The following is an 18,794-nucleotide window of genomic DNA, read 5'->3' on the forward strand; positions in this document are numbered from 1 at the left end:
AGGTCCGGACGCGGACTGTAGACTGAACGGCATGGAAGAAAACCTCGTTCTGCTCGAAATCGTCTTCTCCGGCCTCGTCGGCGTGGCCGCACTCGGTGCCCTGGGTGTGGCGTACAAGGTCGTCAAGTCCCTCATCGTGGTCAATCGCTGATTCCCATGATCGAGATCGACGCATCGGTCAATCCCGAACTCGTCCCCCTCTCCTGGCTCATCGGGTCATGGGAGGGTGTGGGCGTCGTCGGGTACGCCGACACCCCGGAGAAGCAGTTCGGCCAGCGCATCGACTTCGTCGCGCATCCCGGGACCCCGTACCTCCAGTACACCGCGCACGCGTGGCTGCTCACCGAGGACGGCGAACTCGACGAGACGCTCACCCTCGAGACCGGCATCTGGCAGCTCGTGCGCCAGCGAGACGACGGTGACGTCGGCCCCGGCATGCTCATCCCCACCGAGGAGCCCAGCTTCCGGTCGGCCGCCGCGGTCGAGACCCTGCGGACGAACGACGACGCCTTCGAGATCGAAGCCGAGATCGTCCACCCCCACGGCGTCATGGAGCTCTACGCCGGCTACGTCAAGGGACCGCGCATCGACCTCTCGACCGACGTCGTCGCCCGCACGAAGACCGCCAAGGAGTACACGGCGTCGACCCGCATGTACGGGCTCGTCGGCGGCGAGCTGATGTGGGCTTGGGACATGGCCGCCCTCGGCCACGAACTCGCCACCCACTCCTCGGCGAGGCTGAAGAAGCTCAGCTGAGATGACCGGGACCACCGCACCGGACCCCGATGCCCCGACCGGCGCCGAGGCGACCCCGGGCTCTCCCGCGGGTGCGCCGGGGACCCCTGGATCCTCGCCCGCCGAGGCGGCCCCGCCGCGACCGTCGTCCCTGTCCCGACCGCTGAGTTCGTCCGCGGTCTTCGGGACGGGTGACCTCGCGCAGACCCCGATGCACTATGGCGAACCGCTGCGCGAGCAGCGCGCGCTCGCTGAACGCGGGGCGATCGTCGACCTGCCCCACGTCCGCGTGCTCCGCCTCACCGGGGCGGACCGGCTGACGTGGCTGAACTCGATCACGACGCAGAAGATCGACACCCTGGCCCCCGGCGTCTCGACGGAGACGCTCGTCCTCGACCCCAACGGACGCATCGAGGGCTGGCTGCGCCTCATCGACGACGGTGAGGCGCTCTGGGCGCTCAGCGACCTCCGCACCGACGAGACCCTCGATTTCCTCCGCCGTATGGTCTTCATGATGCGCGTCGAGATCGCCGACGTCAGCGAGGACTTCCAGGCCATCGGTGCGATCCGCGTCCTGCCCGAATCCCTGCCCGTCACCCAGCTCTGGTCCGATCCGTGGCCGCACATCGGCTCAGGCTCCGCCTCGTACGCCGAGGTCGACCTCGGTCAGGGCGTCGCCGGCACCGACCACCCCGGCCTCGAGACCCCGTTCGTCATCGGCATCGTCTCCCGCGAGGACCTGAGGGCAGCCTCGGCGAACGACTTCCGGATGGCCGGCTTCGACGCGTGGGAGGCCCTGCGGGTCGCGGCGTGGAGGCCGGGGCGCAATGAGATCGACCACAAGTCCCTCGTCGGCGAGCTCGACCTGCTGCGCACTTCGGTCCACCTCGCGAAGGGCTGCTACCGCGGTCAGGAGGCGGTCGCCCGCGTCCACAACCTCGGTCAGCCGCCTCGGCGCCTCGTCTTCGTCCACCTCGACGGGTCCGGGCACATCCATCCCGATCCCGGCGCCGAGGTGCTCTCCACGGTCCGCGGATCCGACCGTCCCGTCGGCGTCCTCACCTCGGTCGCTCAGCACTTCGAACTCGGCCCGATCGGGCTCGCCGTCATCAAGCGCACCGTCGCCGCCGACGCTCCGCTGAGCGTCGACCTCGGCGAGGGCGGAACCGTGGCGGGGGCGCAGGAGATCATCGTCGCCCCCGAGCGCGGACACGACCGGACCCTGCCCGGACGGAACCGGGACGTCGACATGCGGAATCAGCACCGCTGAGACCCGCCTGACCGGGCGTCCGCGGCGGGAAACGTCCCGATCGGACGGTCGGCCACCTCGGCGAAGGGAGTCCTGCGTGCTCAGGGGACCTGGCGGGACTCCCGGATGACGCTGAGAATGACGTCGTAGTGACGACGGAATCAGTACTTCTGGGCGGCCCTGAATGCGCGTTCTGCCCACCTGACGGACTGAGAATGACAAGAACCGTCGTCACACTCTATTCTTCCCGTTATGACAGCTTTGGAGATTGGCGGCGAAGCTCTGCCGCAGGAACGCAAGATCGTCACCGAGATCCCGGGACCGAAGTCCCGTGAGATCGAGGCGCGACGCTCAAGTGCCGTCGCGACCGGCGTCGGATCGAGCCTGCCGGCCTACATCGTGGCCGCAGGCGGGGGCATCGTCAAGGATGTCGATGGCAACCAGCTCGTCGACCTCGGCTCCGGCATCGCCGTGACCACCGCAGGCAACTCGAACCCCCGCGTCGTCAAGGCCGCGACCGAGCAGCTCGAGGCCTTCACCCACACGTGCTTCATGGTCAATCCGTACGAGAGCTACGTCGAGGTCGCCGAGGCGCTCAACCGGCTCACCCCCGGTGACCACGAGAAGCGGACCGTCCTGCTCAACTCGGGCGCCGAGGCGGTCGAGAACGCCGTGAAGATCGCCCGTGCCCACACCGGCCGGGACGCCGTCGTCGTCTTCGACCACGCGTACCACGGCCGGACGAACCTGACGATGGCGATGACGGCGAAGGCCCACCCGTACAAGGCGGGCTTCGGCCCCTTCGCCGGCGAGGTCTACCGTGCACCGATGTCCTACCCCTTCCGCGACAACGACGCGGCGGGCACGAAGGTCAGCGGTGAGGACGCTGCCACGCGCGTCATCACGATGATCGAGAAGCAGATCGGGGCCGAGAACGTCGCCGCGATCGTCATCGAGCCGATCCAGGGTGAGGGCGGCTTCATCGTCCCCGCCGAGGGCTTCCTGCCCACGCTTGTCGACTTCGCCCGCGAGAACGGCATCGTCTTCGTCGCCGACGAGGTCCAGGCCGGCTTCGCCCGCACCGGCAAGATGTTCGCCTCGGAGTGGGAGGAGATCGTCCCCGATCTCATCACCACCGCGAAGGGCATCGCCGGCGGTCTGCCCCTCTCGGCTGTCACCGGTCGCGCGGAGATCATGGATTCGGTCGGCCCGGGTCGCCTCGGCGGCACCTACGGCGGCAACCCGACCGCGTGTGCGGCGGCCCTCGGCGCGATCGAAGCGTACGAGAACGACGGACTGCTCGAGCGGGCGACCGAGATCGGCGAGCTCATCACCGATCGCCTCGTCAAGCTCCAGAGCACCTACCCGGAGATCGGGGACATCCGCGGCCGCGGTGCCATGGTGGCCGCTGAATTCGTCAAGCGCGACTCGATCGAGCCCAACCCCGAGCTCGTCAAGGAGCTCGCGGCGTACTGCGCGAAGAACGGCGTCCTCGTCCTCACGACGGGCACCTTCGGCAATGTGCTCCGCTTCCTCCCGCCGCTGACGATCTCCGATGAGCTGCTGGGCGACGCCTTCGACGTCATCGAGGCGGGACTCGCCGAGATCCTCGGCTGAGGTCTCCGGCACAGCCGTACCCCGCACCACCGACGACCCTGTTCGCCACCGCACCCGGATTCCGGGTCGGGGCGGGCAGGGTCGTTCGCGTTCGCATGTGGGGTCATCTGCCTCGGCGGGAGTTGCCCGCGGAGGCCGCGGAGGCGGCGATCGGGCGGGTCCGACGCGGCGACGAACGGGCGCTGCCCGCGAAGGTGGCGGTCGGGCGGATGCGACGCGGCGACGAACGGGCGCTGCCCGCGAAGGCGGCGATCGGGCGGGTCCGACGCGGCGACGGGAGTCCTCCTCACTGCATTCCGGAAGGTCAGGGACGTCGGATCCGGACGGCCGTCGGCGGGACCAGGGGCCCGGAATCGCTGAACCCTGCGCGAAATCGGCGCGGATGGAGGACAACGGTAGTCATGCGTGCGACCACCGTGGACAGACCCGAGGGCCGAGGCTCCGCCGTGTGGCGGTTCCTCCGCGGTCCGCGCTTCGTCGACCTGCCGCTGCGCGCATTCGCTCTCGTCATGGGGCTGACGGCCTTCGTGCCGGGCGCCTTCGAGCTCGACGAACCGCTCTACGTCGCTCTCACCGCGGCCGCCTACGTGCTCATCGTCGTCGCGCCGTTCCTTCCCTTGAGCGTCGTCGTCGCCTCGGCGGCCCTCAGCGGGGTCTTCCTCTGGCAGTACCCTGACTTCGAGAACATGTCCACCGAGGCGCTCATCCTCGCCACGGCCGTGCTCTTCAGCTATATGCGCTGGTGGGCGGCCGGTGCAGGGACGCTCGCGCTCCTCGCGTACCAGGTCGCGGCGACGGCGCAGAACGGTCTCGACGGTGGTGTGCCCGGCCTCATCGACCTCGGCTACGGATGGCTGACGACCTGCCTCGTCGGCGTCGCCGCAGGGTTCGTCGAGCGCCGGATCCAGCGCGAGATCACCCGCCGCGAGCAGGCGGCCCGCGAGAACGCGCGAGCGCTCGAGACGATGCGGATGCGCTTCACGAGCGACACCCACGACACGATCTCCCACTCCCTGTGCACCGAGGCGGCGATCATCAGGACCCTCGGTCGGGCACCCCACGCGCCGGGCGCGGATCGGATGATCACCGAACTCGCTCTGGTCAACGCCGAGGCGACGAAGCGCCTGCGGCAGCTCGTCGCACGCCTGCGCGCGGACGCTCCCGAGAGCGCTCACGTTGGGCTCCGCGCCGAGGCCCGACTGCTCGTCTCCGCGATCGAGGACGGCACGGCCGCCGGGGGAGTGCGGCTGTCGACGACCGTCGGTGCCCTGCCCGAACATGCCTCTCCCGCGGTTGGCACGCACTTCACCGGCTTCATCCTCGAACTCGCCACCAATGTCATCCGCTACGCGACCCCGGGAACAGCCTCGACGATCGCCGTCGCCGCCGAACAGGCGACGCCGACACGGGTCGTGGTCCGCTACACGAGCGTCAACTCCGCCGACGCCCCGCTCACCGAGGTGCCGCGGTCCCTGAGCACCCGCGCCGAGGCGGTCGGTGGATCCTGCACCGTGAGCGCGGACCCGCAGGGCCGGGTCGTCGTCACCGTCACCCACCCGCTCGAACTCGTCGCCACGGAGATCGACTCCGAGATCGCGACCGAGGCGGTGCCGGTCAGGGACGACTTCGCCGCGGCGTCGCAGGCGACCCCCGGCGAGCTGAGTCCGACCGCGCAGGGCGACAGCGCCTCTGTGGCCGGTGCGGCGCTTCCCGGGACTGCCGGCCATGCAGGCACTGCCGCCGATGCCGTGACGGTCGGTGACGCGGGGCCGGTCGGTGCCGCCGGGCCGGCGGGCTCCGGAACCACGGTGCACGCCGGGCACTCCCACCGTCGCCTCGAAGGCCGCAGGGCGTGAACGCCTCCGCCGGGAACGGAGCCGCACAGACTGCGGCGTCCACGGAACGACCGGCCGCCTCGGTGCTCATCGTCGATGACGACAAATGGACGACGCGGGCGGTTGCGGCTGCGCTCCGGGACTCCGGGTCGTTCGACGTCCTCGACCCGCAGCATTCCGGTGAGGCGGCGGTCGCGGCCTACACTGCGCACCGGCCCGACCTCGTGCTCATGGACGTCAACATGCCTCCGGGGATGAGCGGGGTGGATGCGACGCAGGAGATCATCGGGCTCGACCCCTCGGCAACGATCGTCCTCCTCACCACGGTGGCGCCCGGGCCCGGCCTCGCCCGAGCGCTCGAGGCCGGTGCGCTCGCGGCCGTGAGCAAGTCCGCCTCCGATGCGGAGCTCATCCGCGTCGCCGAGGCGGCCCTCGAGGGGGACTCGCCCGAGCTGCTCCGAACGCTCGCCGAGGACATCCTCGTCAGCGGCGACAGCGTTCCCGACGTCCCGGCCAACGCTCCGGCACTCACCGAGGCGGAGCTCACCCTCCTGCGCCAGATCTGCGAAGGACTCGACTACTCGGAGATCGCGGCGCGACAGTTCGTCACCGTCCACACGGTCAAGAGTCATGCCCGGAACCTGCGGATCAAACTCGGGGCGAAGAACCTCGCGCAGGTCGTCATCCGCGCTGTGCAGTTCAAGTTCCACTCCCCGGAATGAGCCGGAGTTCCTGCTTCCTGGCCTGAGCCGGGGTCACACCGGATCGTGACCGGGAGGACCCTGCGGGAGTCCGAGCCGAAGACGGAAGCGCGGGGAAACCTCGGCGATCTCATCCTTTCGTGCGATGACACGGACCCCATGTGCACGGCAGAGTGGATGCTCGGGCCGCGATCCGAGCGTGCCCGGAAGCGAGCGGCACGGCCGCCCGAGGCGAGGAGTCGCGAGAATGAACCTGGATGTGTCGATGGGAATCGTGGGTCTGCTCATCTCCCTGGTCTATGTCGCTGTCACGGTGCTCGGGCTGGGGATCCTTGTGGTCGGACTCATTGTCCTCGTCAAGGTCAATCGTCTGCTCACCGTCCGGCTGAGGGAGACGACAGCTGTGCCGGTCGCCGGCGAACCGCCGGTCACGGACCCTGCTGCTTCGCCCGGCACTGACAGCGGCATGTCCGCGGAACGATCGATGAAGGCGGGTGACCATCACGCGTAGGACCGTGTTGAGGCGGATCGGCATCGTCGTCGCCGGTGCGGCTGCCACGGTCGTCATCGGCACGTTCGCGTGCGGTCGGGTGCTGTCGTCGTTCGAGTTCCAGGACGTCGTCTACGACAATGTCCCCTCGAAGGTCCGCTGCGCCGACGTGCCGTCTGTCCGGACGGTCGAGCAGGTCCGCGCGGAGTTTCCCGAGATCGCTGACGCGGAGGTCCTCGTTGTCGAACGCTGTCAGGGCGCCGTCCTCGAGATCCAGTACCCGAGTCACGCCGTGCGGACCGAGGTCGAGGGCTTCCTGCAGAAGACCGGCACCTGGCATCGCGGATCGGGCTGGTGGTGGAAGTCCGTGCCCGTCCAACTGCGCAATGTGTGAGGGAACTGCCATGATGAGAGGGGAGCGGCACCCTGTCGGGACCGGGTTCCTCGAACGACGACAGTACGAGCGCGAAGGACGGAATGCACGAGAGACGAGGCAGAGGCACGAAGCTCACCGCGAGTCGGGAACGAGCAGTCGCCGCCATCGCAGCCGCACACGAGTCCGCCGCCGTACCCGCACTCACCGACAGTGAGCCGGTGCTCGGACTCATCGACCTCGACCACGTCGCCGAGGCGTTCGCTGAGCTCAGGGCCGCGTACGACACCGACACGGAGGTTCTCCACGCGGTGGCGTGCAAGGCGGTGCCCCTGCTCCCCCTGCTCCGGTACTACGGCGAGAGCGGTGCCGGCTGCGAGGTGGCGAGCCCCGGAGAACTCGAATCGGCGCTCACCGCCGGGTTCGCGCCGAACCGGATCGTCTTCGATTCGCCGGCGAAGACGGAGAGCGAGCTTCGACGCGCACTCAGCCTGGGCGTGTCCATCAACGTCGACAGCTGGGAGGAGCTCGAGCGCCTCGACCGTCTCGTCGACGCGGACACCGAGTCGGTCATCGGCATCCGCATCAATCCGCAGTCGGGGATCGGTGAGATCGGCGCGATGAGCACGGCGACATCGACGTCGAAGTTCGGCATCGGTCTCGCCGATCCCGGCGCACGTCAGGCGATCGTCGACGCCTACCGTGCCCGTCCATGGCTGACGCAGATCCATGTCCACTCGGGATCGCAGGGCATCGGTCTCGACCAGGCCGCTGAGGGGATCGCCGCGGTCGTCGACCTCGCCCGCGAGATCAACGCGGGCACGGCGGATGCCCGCGCGGCGGATGCCGGCGAGAGCGTCGGGGAGGGCGATCGTCACGGAGACACCGACCCCCGACAGGTCACGCGCATCGACATCGGCGGCGGTCTGCCGGTGAATTTCTTCGGCGACGAGGTGACCCCGACCTTCGCGGACTACCGTGCGGCGATCGAGGCGAGAGTGCCCGAGCTCTTCGACTTCGACATCGTCACCGAGTTCGGTCGCTCGCTGCTGGCGAAGGCCGGCAGCATCCTCACCCGCGTCGAGTACGCGAAGACGACCGGTGGTCGGCGCATCGCCATCACGCATGCGGGCGTCCAGGTGGCCACCCGCACCGCGTATGCCCCCGCCGACTGGCCCGTGCGCATCCTCCCGTTCGCGCCCGACGGCACGCCGAAGCCCACGTCCGTCGGTCACGCCGAAGGGCCCGAACTCGTCCACACCGATGTCGCCGGACCGGCGTGCTTCGCCGGCGACCTCCTCGCCGAGGATCGCCTCCTGCCGCGGCTCGACGCCGGCGACCTCATCGTCGTCCCCGACACCGGGGCGTACTACTTCTCGAATCCGTTCTCCTACAACCTCCTTCCGCGGGTGCCCGTGTACGGGTATCGGACGTCGTCCGAGACCGATGCGAGCGGCCTCGGGTCGGACAACCTCGGCGAGAGGGTCGACTTCTTCCTCATCCGGCGCGGACAGACGATTGCGGAGATCCTCGCCGAGGCGGGAGAACCGAAGATCGAGCCGCTCTGATCCGCTCGGCACCCCTTCACCGCGCGATCCCAGCCGGGCGGAGGTCGACATCGGCGGGCGCCCGGCCGTCCATCGTCTCGCGACCGGTTACTCTGAGGTGATGGTGACGACGGAGAGAGGGCAGCCGCTCGGACATCGGTTCGCCGCGGCGGAAGAAGGGCCGCGGCACACCGTGCGCGAGTGGAACGAACGCCTCGTGCTCGACCGACTCTGGGCCGGCGACCCGCTCGAAGGACTGTCGACGAACGAGCTCATCTCCCAGACCGGACTCACGCGAGCCACGGTGCTCGCCCAGTGCGACGACCTGCAGCGGCGCGGCCTCATCGTTCAGGGACCGCCCGACAGGCAAAGCGGCGCCGGCCGTCCCGGCAAGCGATTCTTCCCGCGGTCGCGCGACGCCCTCTGCGTCGGGGTCGACGCGGGTCTGAATTCGGCGACTGTGGCCGTGGCCGATGTGACCGGCCGCCGCCTGGGCGGAGCCCGCATCCGCTTCGCCGACGACTTGTCCCGGAGTCGCGCGGTGCAGGTGCGCGCCGCTATCGATGAGGCGCTTGCCGCGGCGGAGGCGGACCACGAGCAGGTGCGGACTGTCTGCTTCGGATTCGCCGCGCCGATCGCCGCCGAGGGGTCGATGGCGATGGAGGACCCGTTCTGGCGTGAAGTCGAAGTCGACCTCAAGGAAGTGCTGCGCGACCTCGATTGGGCGGTCGCGGTCCACAACGACGCCAACCTCGCGGCGATCGCCGAACGCGACGCCGGCACTGTCCATCCCGCCGGCGACTTCGTCGTGCTCCTGGCCGGAGAGCGGTTCGGCGCAGGCATCGTCGACGGAGGGCACCTGCTCACCGGCGCCCGCGGCGGAGCCGGCGAGATGGTCTACCTCGAGCACGTCGAGGGCGTGCGCTCGACCGAAGGGCTGGGTCGGCTCGCCCGGACATGGGCCGAGCAGGCGAATGTCGAACTGTCCGACGACGCACCGCTGCCCCTGGACCCCCACGAACTCATCGCGCAGGCCGCGGAAGGCCGACCGGCGGCGCTGCGCCTCGTCGATGATCTGTCCGACCGACTGGCACGGGTCGTCGCGACACTGTCGAGCCTGCTCAACCCGCAGGTGGTGGTCATCAGTGGGGCCACGGCGCTCGAAGACGAGGTCCTGCTGCGGCGGGCAGAGGAGCGGGTGGGGGACTACGCGCCGATGCCGGTGCGGATCATCCCCTCAGCGCTGGGCACCGACGCCGTGGTGGAGGGAGCCATCGTCGTCGCGCTCGAAGCCGTCCGCGAGACCCTGCGCGCACGACTCGCCGACTGAGTGCCGGACGGCCCTTGCTTCGGGAACCTCCTGCTTTTCAGCGTCCGCTGCGTGTTCCGAGTTCTCCTGATTGTTAAGTGAGACCCCTTGATTTAATTAATTGAGGCGGTATATTTAAGCGCTATAGAAACAGCACTAAGCATCTGACCATCAGGAGACAACGACGTGTCCCGATCACCGGCCGATCCTCAGCGTGTGAGCGCAACGCGACGCGGCTTTCTCGCCACCGCCGCAGCAGGCACCCTGCTGTCGCTGAGTGGATGCTCCGACGGTTCGACCATCCGGTCGGACGTCACGCTCTACCAGTCGAAGCCCGAGGCCATCCCCTATTTCCGCGAACTCGTCCGCGTCTTCAACGCCGATGGCACCGGTCCCCGTGCCGTCCACGACACCGCGTCCAACCTCTCTGGGGGCTTCGCCCGCGGGGCGCCGCCCGACCTCGGATGTCTTAACTACAACTTCGAGATGGCGCGCTTCCAGGAGCGCGGAGCGCTCTCGGACCTCTCCGACCTTCCCGAGGCGGCAGCCGTGGCGCCGAGAGTCCAGGACCTCGTCGATCAGTACCCCGTCTACCCCGGGCGAACCAGCGTCATCCCCTATTCCCTCATGGCGGCCTCAGTCCTCTACAACCGTGAACTGTTCGACCGGCATGACGTCGAGGTCCCTGGCACGTGGAGCGAGCTGCTCGACGCGTGCGGAACGTTCCAGGACGCCGGCGTAACGCCGCTCATCAGCACCTACGCCGATGCGTGGACCGTGTCGCAGGGACTCGCCGACTACAGCCTCGGCGGCGGGCTCAACGTCGCCGAGTTCTTCGCACAGCTGCGGGAACAGGGCGACGACCTCGGCCCGACCGCCCCGGTGTCCTTCAGCAAGGACTTCTACGAACCGCTGTCGAAGATGCTCGAGCTCGCTTCCTACTCGAATCCGAACGCGGCGAGTCTGGGATACGGCGACGGCAACCTCGCCTTCGCCCGAGGGGAGGGTGCCATGTATCTGCACGGTCCGTGGGCGCTCGGCGAGATCGCCAAGACCGATCCCGACCTCGACATCGGGACCTTCCCGCTGCCGATGACCGAAGACAGGGACGACCTCAGGGTGCGCGTCAACATCGACCTCGCGCTCTGGATCCCCGAAGCCGCACAGAACCCGGTCGGGGCACGGGAGCTCGCCTCCTACCTGCTCGACCCCGCGGTTCAGGACGCGTACAACGCGGAGAACCTCGGCTTCGGCGTGCGCGACGATGCACCGCCGGTCACCGATGAGCGGCTAGTGGAGATGCAGCCGTTCGTCGACCGCGGTGACTTCTACCAGGGGGTGTCCACAGCCATTCCCCGCACGATCCCGTTCGAGAACTACATGCAGGGCCTCGTGCTCGGCGCTGATCTCGAAGGAGTTCTCACGACCCTCGACAACGACTGGGCCAGACTGGCCCGCCGGTCATGAACCGATCCCAACGATGAGGACCACGATGACCACAGACACCCGGACCGAAGACCGACGCCCAGCGCGCCGTCGCAGACGCGGCCCCGATGCCGTCCACCTCCTCTTCCTGCTGCCCGCGGTGGTCGCCTTCAGCCTGGCGCTCACCGTTCCCGCGGTGATGGGCATCTTCTTCAGCTTCACCGACTCGATCGGCTTCGGGGAGTGGAACTTCGTCGGCTTCACCAACTACGCCGTGCTCTTCAGCGATCCCGCCATCCTCGGTGCGTACGGCTTCACGATCGGCATCGCAGTGGTCAGCGTGGTCCTCGTCAACGTCATCGCCCTGCTCCTGGCGATCGGCCTGACCTCGCGGATCCGTGCCAAGAATGCGCTGCGGGCGGTGTTCGTCCTGCCGATGGTGCTGTCGGGGATCATCATCGCATTCGTGTTCAACTTCCTCTTCTCCCGCACCGTTCCGGCCGCAGCGTCGGCCTGGGGGATCGGGTTCCTCGAGGAGAGCATCCTCACCGACCCGGACCTCGCATGGGTCTCGATCGTCATCGTCACGGCCTGGCAGGCGGTGCCCTCAGCCATGCTCATCTACATCGCCGGGCTCGTCTCCATCCCCGCGGAGATCTACGAGGCGGCGGCGCTGGACGGCGCGACATCGTGGTCGCGACTGCGCTCGATCACGCTTCCGCTGATGGCCGGATACATCGCCATCAACGTGGTCATCGGGTTCAAGAACTTCCTCAACTCCTACGACGTCATCGTCGGCCTCACCGACGGTGGGCCGGGCACCTCCACCCGGTCTGTGGCGATGATGATCTTCCGCGGCTTCGACAACGGCGACTACGCCTACCAGATGGCGAACTCGGTGGTCTTCTTCCTCATCGCCGTCGGCATCGCCCTCATCCAACTGCGGCTCACCCGCGGAAAGGCCGGCTCCTGATGTCCGCAACCCCCACTGTGATCCCCGGGTCCAGCGCTCCGACCCGACCGCTCAGCCTCGACGTGAACCGCACCAAGGCGGGAACGCGACGCCGGCGTCGTCGGGGGTTCGGTCTCACCCTGCTGCTCGCTGCGTGTTCGCTGACGGTGCTGGTGCCCCTCTATGTCACCGTCTCCATGGCGCTGAAGTCGGGATCCCAGGCGGTCGACGGAGAGGCCTTCGCGCTGCCGGCTCCGCCGAGTCTCGAAGGCATCATCGAGGCCTGGTCGCTGACGAACTTCCCGCGGGCCTTCGCCATCTCCGTGTTCGTCACGACAGTCACCGTGGTGGGAACCATCCTTCTGAGTTCCATGGCGGCGTATGCGATCTCGCGGAACTGGCACCGCCGAGTCTTCCGCTGGTCGTTCTTCTACCTGCTGGCCGCGATGTTCCTGCCCTTCCCGGTCCTCGCGCTGTCCCAGGTGAAGCTGAGCGGCATGGTCGGCCTCGCGAACCCCTTCGGAGTGGCCATCCTCCACATCCTGTTCCAGCTGTCGTTCTCCGTCATGCTCTACACGGCGTTCCTGCGGGGTCTGCCGGAGGAGCTCGAGGAGAGTGCCCGCCTCGACGGGGCGTCGACGGCTCAGGTCTTCTGGCGGATCGTCTTCCCGCTCCTGGCGCCGATGAGCGCGACCGTCGGCATCTTCTCGTTCCTCGCATCGTGGAACGACTTCATGATGCCCTCCCTCATCATCGCCGACCCGAGTCTGCAGACCCTTCCGGTCGTGCAGTCGATCTTCCAGACCCAGTTCAGCAACAACTACCACGTCGCCTTCTCCTCCTACCTCATGGCGATGGCACCGGCGGTCATCGTCTACCTCTTCACCCAGCGCTGGGTGATGTCCGGGGTGACGCAGGGAGCTGTGAAGTGATCAGAACTCGTCGCCCCCGGCCGCCGCCTGCCGAGCGCGGCCCGTCCGGATGCTCCAGCGAGGAGCCCTCCACGATCGCAGCCTGACCCCAGACCCCGTCTCCGGTACGAAAAGGACACGAATCCCACCATGCTCCAGACATCAGAATCGCACGCGCGACCGACCGCGCTCCTCGCCGATAACGACTGGTGGCGGCAGGCCGCCGTCTACCAGATCTACCCGCGCAGCTTCGCCGACTCCGACGCGAACGGCATCGGCGATCTCGTCGGGATCATCGAGAAGGTGCCCTACCTCAGCGCCCTGGGCATCGACGCGGTCTGGCTCAGCCCGTTCTACCCCTCTGCGCTCGCAGACGGCGGATACGACGTCGATGACTATCGCGATGTCGACCCGCGACTCGGCACGCTCGCCGACTTCGATGCCCTCACCGCGGCCCTGCATGAGGCAGGAATCCGCATCATCGTCGACATCGTGCCCAACCACACCTCCGACAGGCACGAATGGTTCAGGGCGGCGCTCGCCGCAGGCAAAGGCTCCCCGGAGCGCGACCGCTACCTCTTCAGGGACGGGCGCGGAGAGAACGGTGAGCTGCCCCCGTCCGACTGGACGTCGATCTTCGGGGGATCCGCGTGGGAGCCTGTGGGCGACGGCCAGTGGTATCTTCACAACTTCGCCCCCGAGCAGCCCGACCTCGACTGGAACAGTCCGGACGTGCGCGCGGACTTCCTCGACACCCTGCGATTCTGGGCGGACCGCGGAGTCGACGGCTTCCGCGTGGACGTCGCCCATGGTCTGGCCAAGGACCTCCCGCCGGAAGGGACGCCTCTGCCGACTCAGGCCGAACTCGACGCCCTGCCCCACGACGGACAGCATCCGCTCTGGGACCGAGACGACGTCCACGACATCTATGCGGAATGGCGGCGGCTCTTCCGCAGCTACGATCCGCCTCTGATCGGAGTCGCCGAGGCGTGGGTGGACCCCGGCAGGAGGGCTCGCTATGCCGGTGAGGACGGCCTGGGTCAGGCGTTCAGCTTCGATCTGCTGCGCGCGGATTTCGACCCGCAGGTGTTCCGGAGCGTGATCACGTCGAACCTCGAACTGGCGGCCGCTTCGGGATCGTCGACCACCTGGGTGTTTTCCAACCACGACGTCGTCCGCCATGCCACTCGCTACGGTCTGCCGGTCTCCGGGGACAGCGAGCGCATGGGGAAGGAGTGGTTGCTCTCCGGAGGAACCGCCCCCGAGCTCGACGCCGTTCTGGGTCTGCGCAGGGCACGTGCGGCCACGCTGCTGCAGCTCGCCCTTCCGGGTTCGGCCTACCTCTATCAGGGCGAGGAGCTGGGACTGCACGAGGTGCCCGATATCGCCGACGACGCACGACAGGACCCGACCTTCTTCCGCAGCCGCGGAGTCGAGCTCGGTCGCGACGGGTGCAGAGTGCCGCTGCCGTGGACGTCCGAGGGCCCCGCCTTCGGCTTTGGATCCGTCTCGCCGCATCTGCCCCAGCCGGGGTGGTTCGCCGATCATTCCGTCGAACGCGAGGAGAGCGATCCGTCCTCGACTCTGTGGCTCTACCGCCATGCGCTGCGACTGCGCAGGGAGCTGACGGGCAGCGAGCAGCTCGACTGGCTCGAACTCGGTGACCAGGTCGTCGGATTCCGTCGGCCGGGCGGCTGGGTCAGCGTGACGAACTTCGGAGCGCAGCCGGTGCCGCTCCCGGACGGCGAGGTTCTGCTCTCGAGCGAAGCGCTGCCCGGCGACGGCACGCTCCCCGGAGCTGTCACCGTGTGGCTGCGGACACCGGAAACCGGCGAGGAGCTGCGGACCTCGGACACCGGCAAGAACACGAGAGCTTGAAGGGCGATCACCATGGCGACAGTGACCTATGACAGTGCGAGCCGGGTCTATCAGCCCGGCAGGAAGCCGGCGGTCGACGGACTCGACCTCCACGTCGAGGACGGCGAGTTCGTCGTCCTGGTCGGTCCCTCCGGCTGTGGGAAGTCGACGAGTCTGCGGATGCTCGCGGGCCTCGAAGAGGTCAGCGACGGGCGGATCCTCATCGGCGACCGGGACATCACCGACGTCCCGCCCAACGAGAGGGACATCGCCATGGTGTTCCAGAACTACGCGCTCTATCCCCACATGAGCGTCGGCGACAACATGGGCTTCGCGCTGAAGATCGCCGGTGTCCCCGCGGCCCAGCGCCGAGCCCGCGTCCGCGATGCCGCGGAGCTGCTCGACCTCGGCGAGTACCTCGACCGGAAGCCCAAGGCGCTCTCGGGCGGACAGCGGCAGAGGGTGGCGATGGGACGGGCTATCGTGCGAGAGCCGCGGGTGTTCCTCATGGATGAGCCGCTGTCGAACCTCGATGCGAAACTGCGCGTGCAGATGCGCTCGCAGATCGCGTCGCTGCAGTCGCGCCTCGGCGTCACCACTGTCTACGTCACCCATGACCAGACGGAGGCGCTGACGATGGGCGACAGGATCGCGGTCCTCAAGGACGGTCACCTGCAGCAGGTCGACTCGCCGTCCGTGATGTACTCGCGACCGGCGAATGTCTTCGTCGCAGGGTTCATCGGCTCACCTGCGATGAATCTCGTGGAAGCGGAGAAGATGGAGTCCGGGGCCGTCTTCGGTGATGCGATCATCCCGGTTCCCAGGACAGCGCTCAGAGCGTCTTCCGGGAACACGATCACGGTGGGGATCCGGCCGGAGGACCTTCGGCTGGGCGAGCACGGCGTGCGGCTGCGGGTGGAACTCGTGGAGGTGCTCGGTGCGGACACGTTCGTCCACGGTCGGCTCGTCGATGCGCCGGAGGCGGAGTTGGTCGTCGTCCGCGTGCCCACGGAGAGTGCTCCCAGTAAAGGCGAGACCGTCCGTGCCCATCCGGACCCCGAGAGGATCCACCTCTTCGATGCGGAAACGGGGATCAGACTCTAGGAGCGCATCCTCCTCTAGGAGCGTGTCTTCGCTGGATGCCCGTCTTCGCTGGGGTGCCCGTCTTCGCTGGGGTGCCACTTCGCTGTCTGCCGCTCGATAGGAAGCTCCGGTTGAGCGTGCATTCTCGCCCACGACGCGGGGCTGGCTAGGAGCATCGCTGATACGGTGGCGGTGATGGAGCAGGGAGAGAACGTCGAACGCGGACCCGTCGATTTGGTCCGCTCCGGCCCTCAGCATGCGTCCGAGCGAAAACTCGTCGTCTTTGCGCGAGAGCTCCCCGCCTCCGCGGACGGAGTCCTCGTCTACGCCCGTGAAGTCCCCGCCTGGATGTGCGAGCTCCTCGCCGCGCCGGAGGTCGCCGCGCCGCACGTCGCAGTACAGAGAGTCGCCGCTCCTGAGGTCGCTAGGCAGCGCCCTTCCGATCATGCGGGAGCCGAGGCCGCATGAGGAGTCCGTACCTCGACACTGCGCCGCTGGTCCCGGGCGACAACGTGCGTCTCATCGCACCGTCGGGACCAGCGGACGAGGACTCGCTGCAGCGCGCGATCTCCCGACTCGAAGCCTGGGGTCTCAACGTCGTCCCCGGTGAGCATGTCCGAGCCCGCCACCCGCGGGTGAGCTACCTCGCCGGAACCGACGCTCAGCGCCGTGCCGACCTCGTCGACGCGTGGTGCGACCCGAACACGGATGCGGTCATCGCCCTGCGCGGCGGGTACGGAGCGATGCGGCTCATCGACGGGCTCGACTTCGATCTTCTGCGCAGGCACAGGCTCCGCGCAGACGGGCGTCCGAAGCTGCTCGCCGGGTCCTCCGACGTCACCGCGCTCCACCAGGCGTGGGATCACCACCTCGGCCTCGCGACCCTCTTCTGCCCCATGCCCGGGAACAGTCCGTTCCGCGACTCCGCCGTCGTCGCCGACGAGGTGGCCTCGTGGCTCTTCGAGCCCTGGGGCGGTCGCGAACTCGGGTTCCCGGACGGTGATCGCTCCAGTGACGACTCACGTTGGAGATCCAGGACGCTGAGTGTCGATTCGGAGCCCAGAGATCGACACTCCGCGTCCTCAAAGCGCCGACGCCACACGAAGGAACGCCGCTCGGAGCCCCGGGACCCTGCGCCCCCGGTGAGCCGGGCGCGAACGCTCGTGCCGGGCACCGCGATCGGGCGACTCGTCGGCGGCAACCTCAGCCTCGTCGCCGCGGGCCTCGGCAGTCCCGAGTTCTCAGAGCTGCGGGAGCGGCGCGCAGAGCGCGGGCCGCAGATCGCGATGCTCGAGGATGTCGACGAGGAGCTGTACCGGCTCGACAACCTCCTCCTCCAACTCGTGCGCGCGGGATGGTTCGCCGCGGCGGATGCCGTCGTCCTCGGATCGTGGATTGACTGTGCCCCGGTCGCCGAGCTGGAGGACCTCGTGCTCGACTTCCTCCGAGGTGCCGGGATCCCGATCGTCTCGGAACTGGGCTTCGGGCACGATCCCGATGCCCCGAGCACTCCTCTCGGCGTCGACGTGCGCCTTGAGGCGCCTGCCGGAGAGCGACCCCGGCTGTGGGTGTGCGGGTGAGGAGTACGAACCCGTGCCGGTCGAGGGCAGTGAGCACCCAGACACACTGGGAAGAGCAGGCATGGACGCGAAGGGAAGAGAACACGACCGCGGAGACAGACAGAGCGAGGAGCCGACGATGACGAACGACCGCCGGGCACAGGCCGATGACGCAAGCACCACCCCTGTCGGCGGTGCTCCGATCGAACGCAGCACTTCCGAGACCGCGGTTCTCTCAGACCGGTCGACTGCCGAACCCATCGACTTCACCCGCCTGGCCGGGGTGCGCTTCAGCGCCCTCGCCTTCGATGTCGACACCGGCGAACGGGTCTTCGAGCACAACGCCGACGACGAGTTCGACACCGCAAGCATGGGCAAGGTCTTCCTCCTCCACACGACCCTGCAGATGATGGTCGACGGGACCCTCGACCTCGGTGAGCAGCTGCAGCGTCGTCCCTCGGAACGCGTCGACGAATCCGGGATCTGGTACCTCATGGAGCAGGACAGCCTGAGCGTCTACGACGTCGCCGTCCTCATCGGCGCGTTCAGCGATAACTTCGCGACGAACGTCCTCATCCGCAGGGTCGGTCTCGACAGAGTCGCTGCGCAGGTCGAGAAGCTCGGCTACCGGAGTTCCGGGCTGCACGATTTCCTCCGCTGGCCGCGTCCGGCGAAGGCGCCGCGGACGCTGTCGACGGGCACGGCCTCCGAGCTCAGTGACTTCATGGCCCGACACGCGCGTGACGAGTTCTGGGACGAGTCGACGAACGAGATCTTCCGCCGCTGGCTGGGAGCCGGCGCGGACACGTCGATGGTCGCCTCGGCGTTCGACCTCGATCCGCTCGCCCACTACAACTATCAGCGTGACGTCTGGGTGTGGAACAAGACAGGGACGGACAGCTCGATCCGCGCGGATGCGGGGATCGTCATGACACCTCGGCGCCGGGTCGCCTATGCGGTGTTCGCGAACTGGGAGCAGGGCACGGACCGCGTCGTCGAGGTCGTGCCGCTCATGCGCGAGGCCGGGGAGGCGATCCACCGATTCCTGTGACTCCCGCTCCACGCGACGCCGGAGTCGTCGGGCCTCCACGCAGCGCCGATCCACGCGCAGCAAGATTTCCGCGTCCGGGGCGACGCGGAAATCCGGCTCC

At 68.3% G+C, this 18,794-nt stretch carries 17 protein-coding genes; all 17 read left to right on the forward strand.

Annotation, left to right across the window (positions count from 1 at the left end):
- Positions 1 to 156 precede the first annotated feature (156 nt).
- Positions 157 to 756, forward strand: coding sequence for a nitrobindin family protein (locus BC102111_RS02740; RefSeq protein WP_063250714.1), 600 nt, complete (start codon positions 157 to 159; stop codon positions 754 to 756).
- Between the two features lies 1 nt (position 757).
- A complete protein-coding gene (gene ygfZ / locus BC102111_RS02745; protein ID WP_101623511.1) occupies positions 758 to 2,005 on the forward strand; it encodes a CAF17-like 4Fe-4S cluster assembly/insertion protein YgfZ in 1,248 nt (415 codons plus the stop codon).
- Positions 2,006 to 2,236: 231 nt separating this feature from the next.
- On the forward strand, positions 2,237 to 3,601 hold the full coding sequence (gabT, locus tag BC102111_RS02750) for a 4-aminobutyrate--2-oxoglutarate transaminase (RefSeq protein ID WP_180960561.1): 1,365 nt from the start codon (positions 2,237 to 2,239) through the stop codon (positions 3,599 to 3,601).
- Positions 3,602 to 4,002: 401 nt separating this feature from the next.
- Complete coding sequence (locus BC102111_RS02755) at positions 4,003 to 5,457, forward strand: sensor histidine kinase (RefSeq protein WP_101623513.1); 1,455 nt, start codon at positions 4,003 to 4,005, stop codon at positions 5,455 to 5,457.
- Positions 5,454 to 6,158, forward strand: a complete 705-nt coding sequence (locus BC102111_RS02760) for a response regulator transcription factor (protein WP_101623514.1) — start codon at positions 5,454 to 5,456, stop codon at positions 6,156 to 6,158. Before BC102111_RS02755 ends, BC102111_RS02760 begins: the two co-directional genes overlap by 4 nt.
- Positions 6,159 to 6,384: 226 nt before the next feature.
- The gene (locus tag BC102111_RS02765; protein WP_101623515.1) at positions 6,385 to 6,648 is read left to right on the forward strand and encodes a hypothetical protein; all 264 of its coding nucleotides are present in this window, start codon (positions 6,385 to 6,387) and stop codon (positions 6,646 to 6,648) included.
- On the forward strand, positions 6,632 to 7,021 hold the full coding sequence (locus BC102111_RS02770; protein ID WP_146001384.1) for a hypothetical protein: 390 nt from the start codon (positions 6,632 to 6,634) through the stop codon (positions 7,019 to 7,021). The genes BC102111_RS02765 and BC102111_RS02770 overlap by 17 nt, the downstream gene beginning before the upstream one ends.
- 83 nt (positions 7,022 to 7,104) lie before the next feature.
- Positions 7,105 to 8,568, forward strand: a complete 1,464-nt coding sequence (locus tag BC102111_RS02775) for a type III PLP-dependent enzyme domain-containing protein (RefSeq protein ID WP_101623517.1) — start codon at positions 7,105 to 7,107, stop codon at positions 8,566 to 8,568.
- Between the two features lie 100 nt (positions 8,569 to 8,668).
- The gene (locus BC102111_RS02780; protein WP_101623518.1) at positions 8,669 to 9,877 is read left to right on the forward strand and encodes an ROK family transcriptional regulator; all 1,209 of its coding nucleotides are present in this window, start codon (positions 8,669 to 8,671) and stop codon (positions 9,875 to 9,877) included.
- A 195-nt stretch (positions 9,878 to 10,072) separates the two neighbouring features.
- Positions 10,073 to 11,323 (forward strand): ABC transporter substrate-binding protein, encoded by a 1,251-nt coding sequence (locus BC102111_RS02785; RefSeq protein ID WP_232252505.1) that lies wholly within the window; start codon positions 10,073 to 10,075, stop codon positions 11,321 to 11,323.
- Between the two features lie 25 nt (positions 11,324 to 11,348).
- Entirely contained in the window at positions 11,349 to 12,254 is a 906-nt protein-coding gene (locus BC102111_RS02790; protein ID WP_101623520.1) for a carbohydrate ABC transporter permease, read from the forward strand.
- On the forward strand, positions 12,254 to 13,165 hold the full coding sequence (locus tag BC102111_RS02795) for a carbohydrate ABC transporter permease (protein WP_101623521.1): 912 nt from the start codon (positions 12,254 to 12,256) through the stop codon (positions 13,163 to 13,165). The genes BC102111_RS02790 and BC102111_RS02795 overlap by 1 nt, the downstream gene beginning before the upstream one ends.
- Positions 13,166 to 13,294: 129 nt before the next feature.
- Entirely contained in the window at positions 13,295 to 15,022 is a 1,728-nt protein-coding gene (locus BC102111_RS02800; RefSeq protein ID WP_101623522.1) for a glycoside hydrolase family 13 protein, read from the forward strand.
- 12 nt (positions 15,023 to 15,034) lie between these two features.
- A complete protein-coding gene (locus BC102111_RS02805) occupies positions 15,035 to 16,105 on the forward strand; it encodes an ABC transporter ATP-binding protein (RefSeq protein ID WP_101623523.1) in 1,071 nt (356 codons plus the stop codon).
- A 174-nt stretch (positions 16,106 to 16,279) separates the two neighbouring features.
- Entirely contained in the window at positions 16,280 to 16,552 is a 273-nt protein-coding gene (locus BC102111_RS17865; protein ID WP_101623524.1) for a hypothetical protein, read from the forward strand.
- Positions 16,549 to 17,664, forward strand: coding sequence for a S66 peptidase family protein (locus BC102111_RS02815; RefSeq protein WP_101623525.1), 1,116 nt, complete (start codon positions 16,549 to 16,551; stop codon positions 17,662 to 17,664). The genes BC102111_RS17865 and BC102111_RS02815 overlap by 4 nt, the downstream gene beginning before the upstream one ends.
- Positions 17,665 to 17,782: 118 nt before the next feature.
- Positions 17,783 to 18,694, forward strand: coding sequence for a serine hydrolase (locus BC102111_RS02820; protein ID WP_101623623.1), 912 nt, complete (start codon positions 17,783 to 17,785; stop codon positions 18,692 to 18,694).
- Positions 18,695 to 18,794 lie beyond the last annotated feature (100 nt).

Origin of the sequence: Brevibacterium casei CIP 102111 (assembly GCF_900169275.1) — a bacterium.
Classification (GTDB): Bacteria; Actinomycetota; Actinomycetes; order Actinomycetales; family Brevibacteriaceae; genus Brevibacterium; species Brevibacterium casei.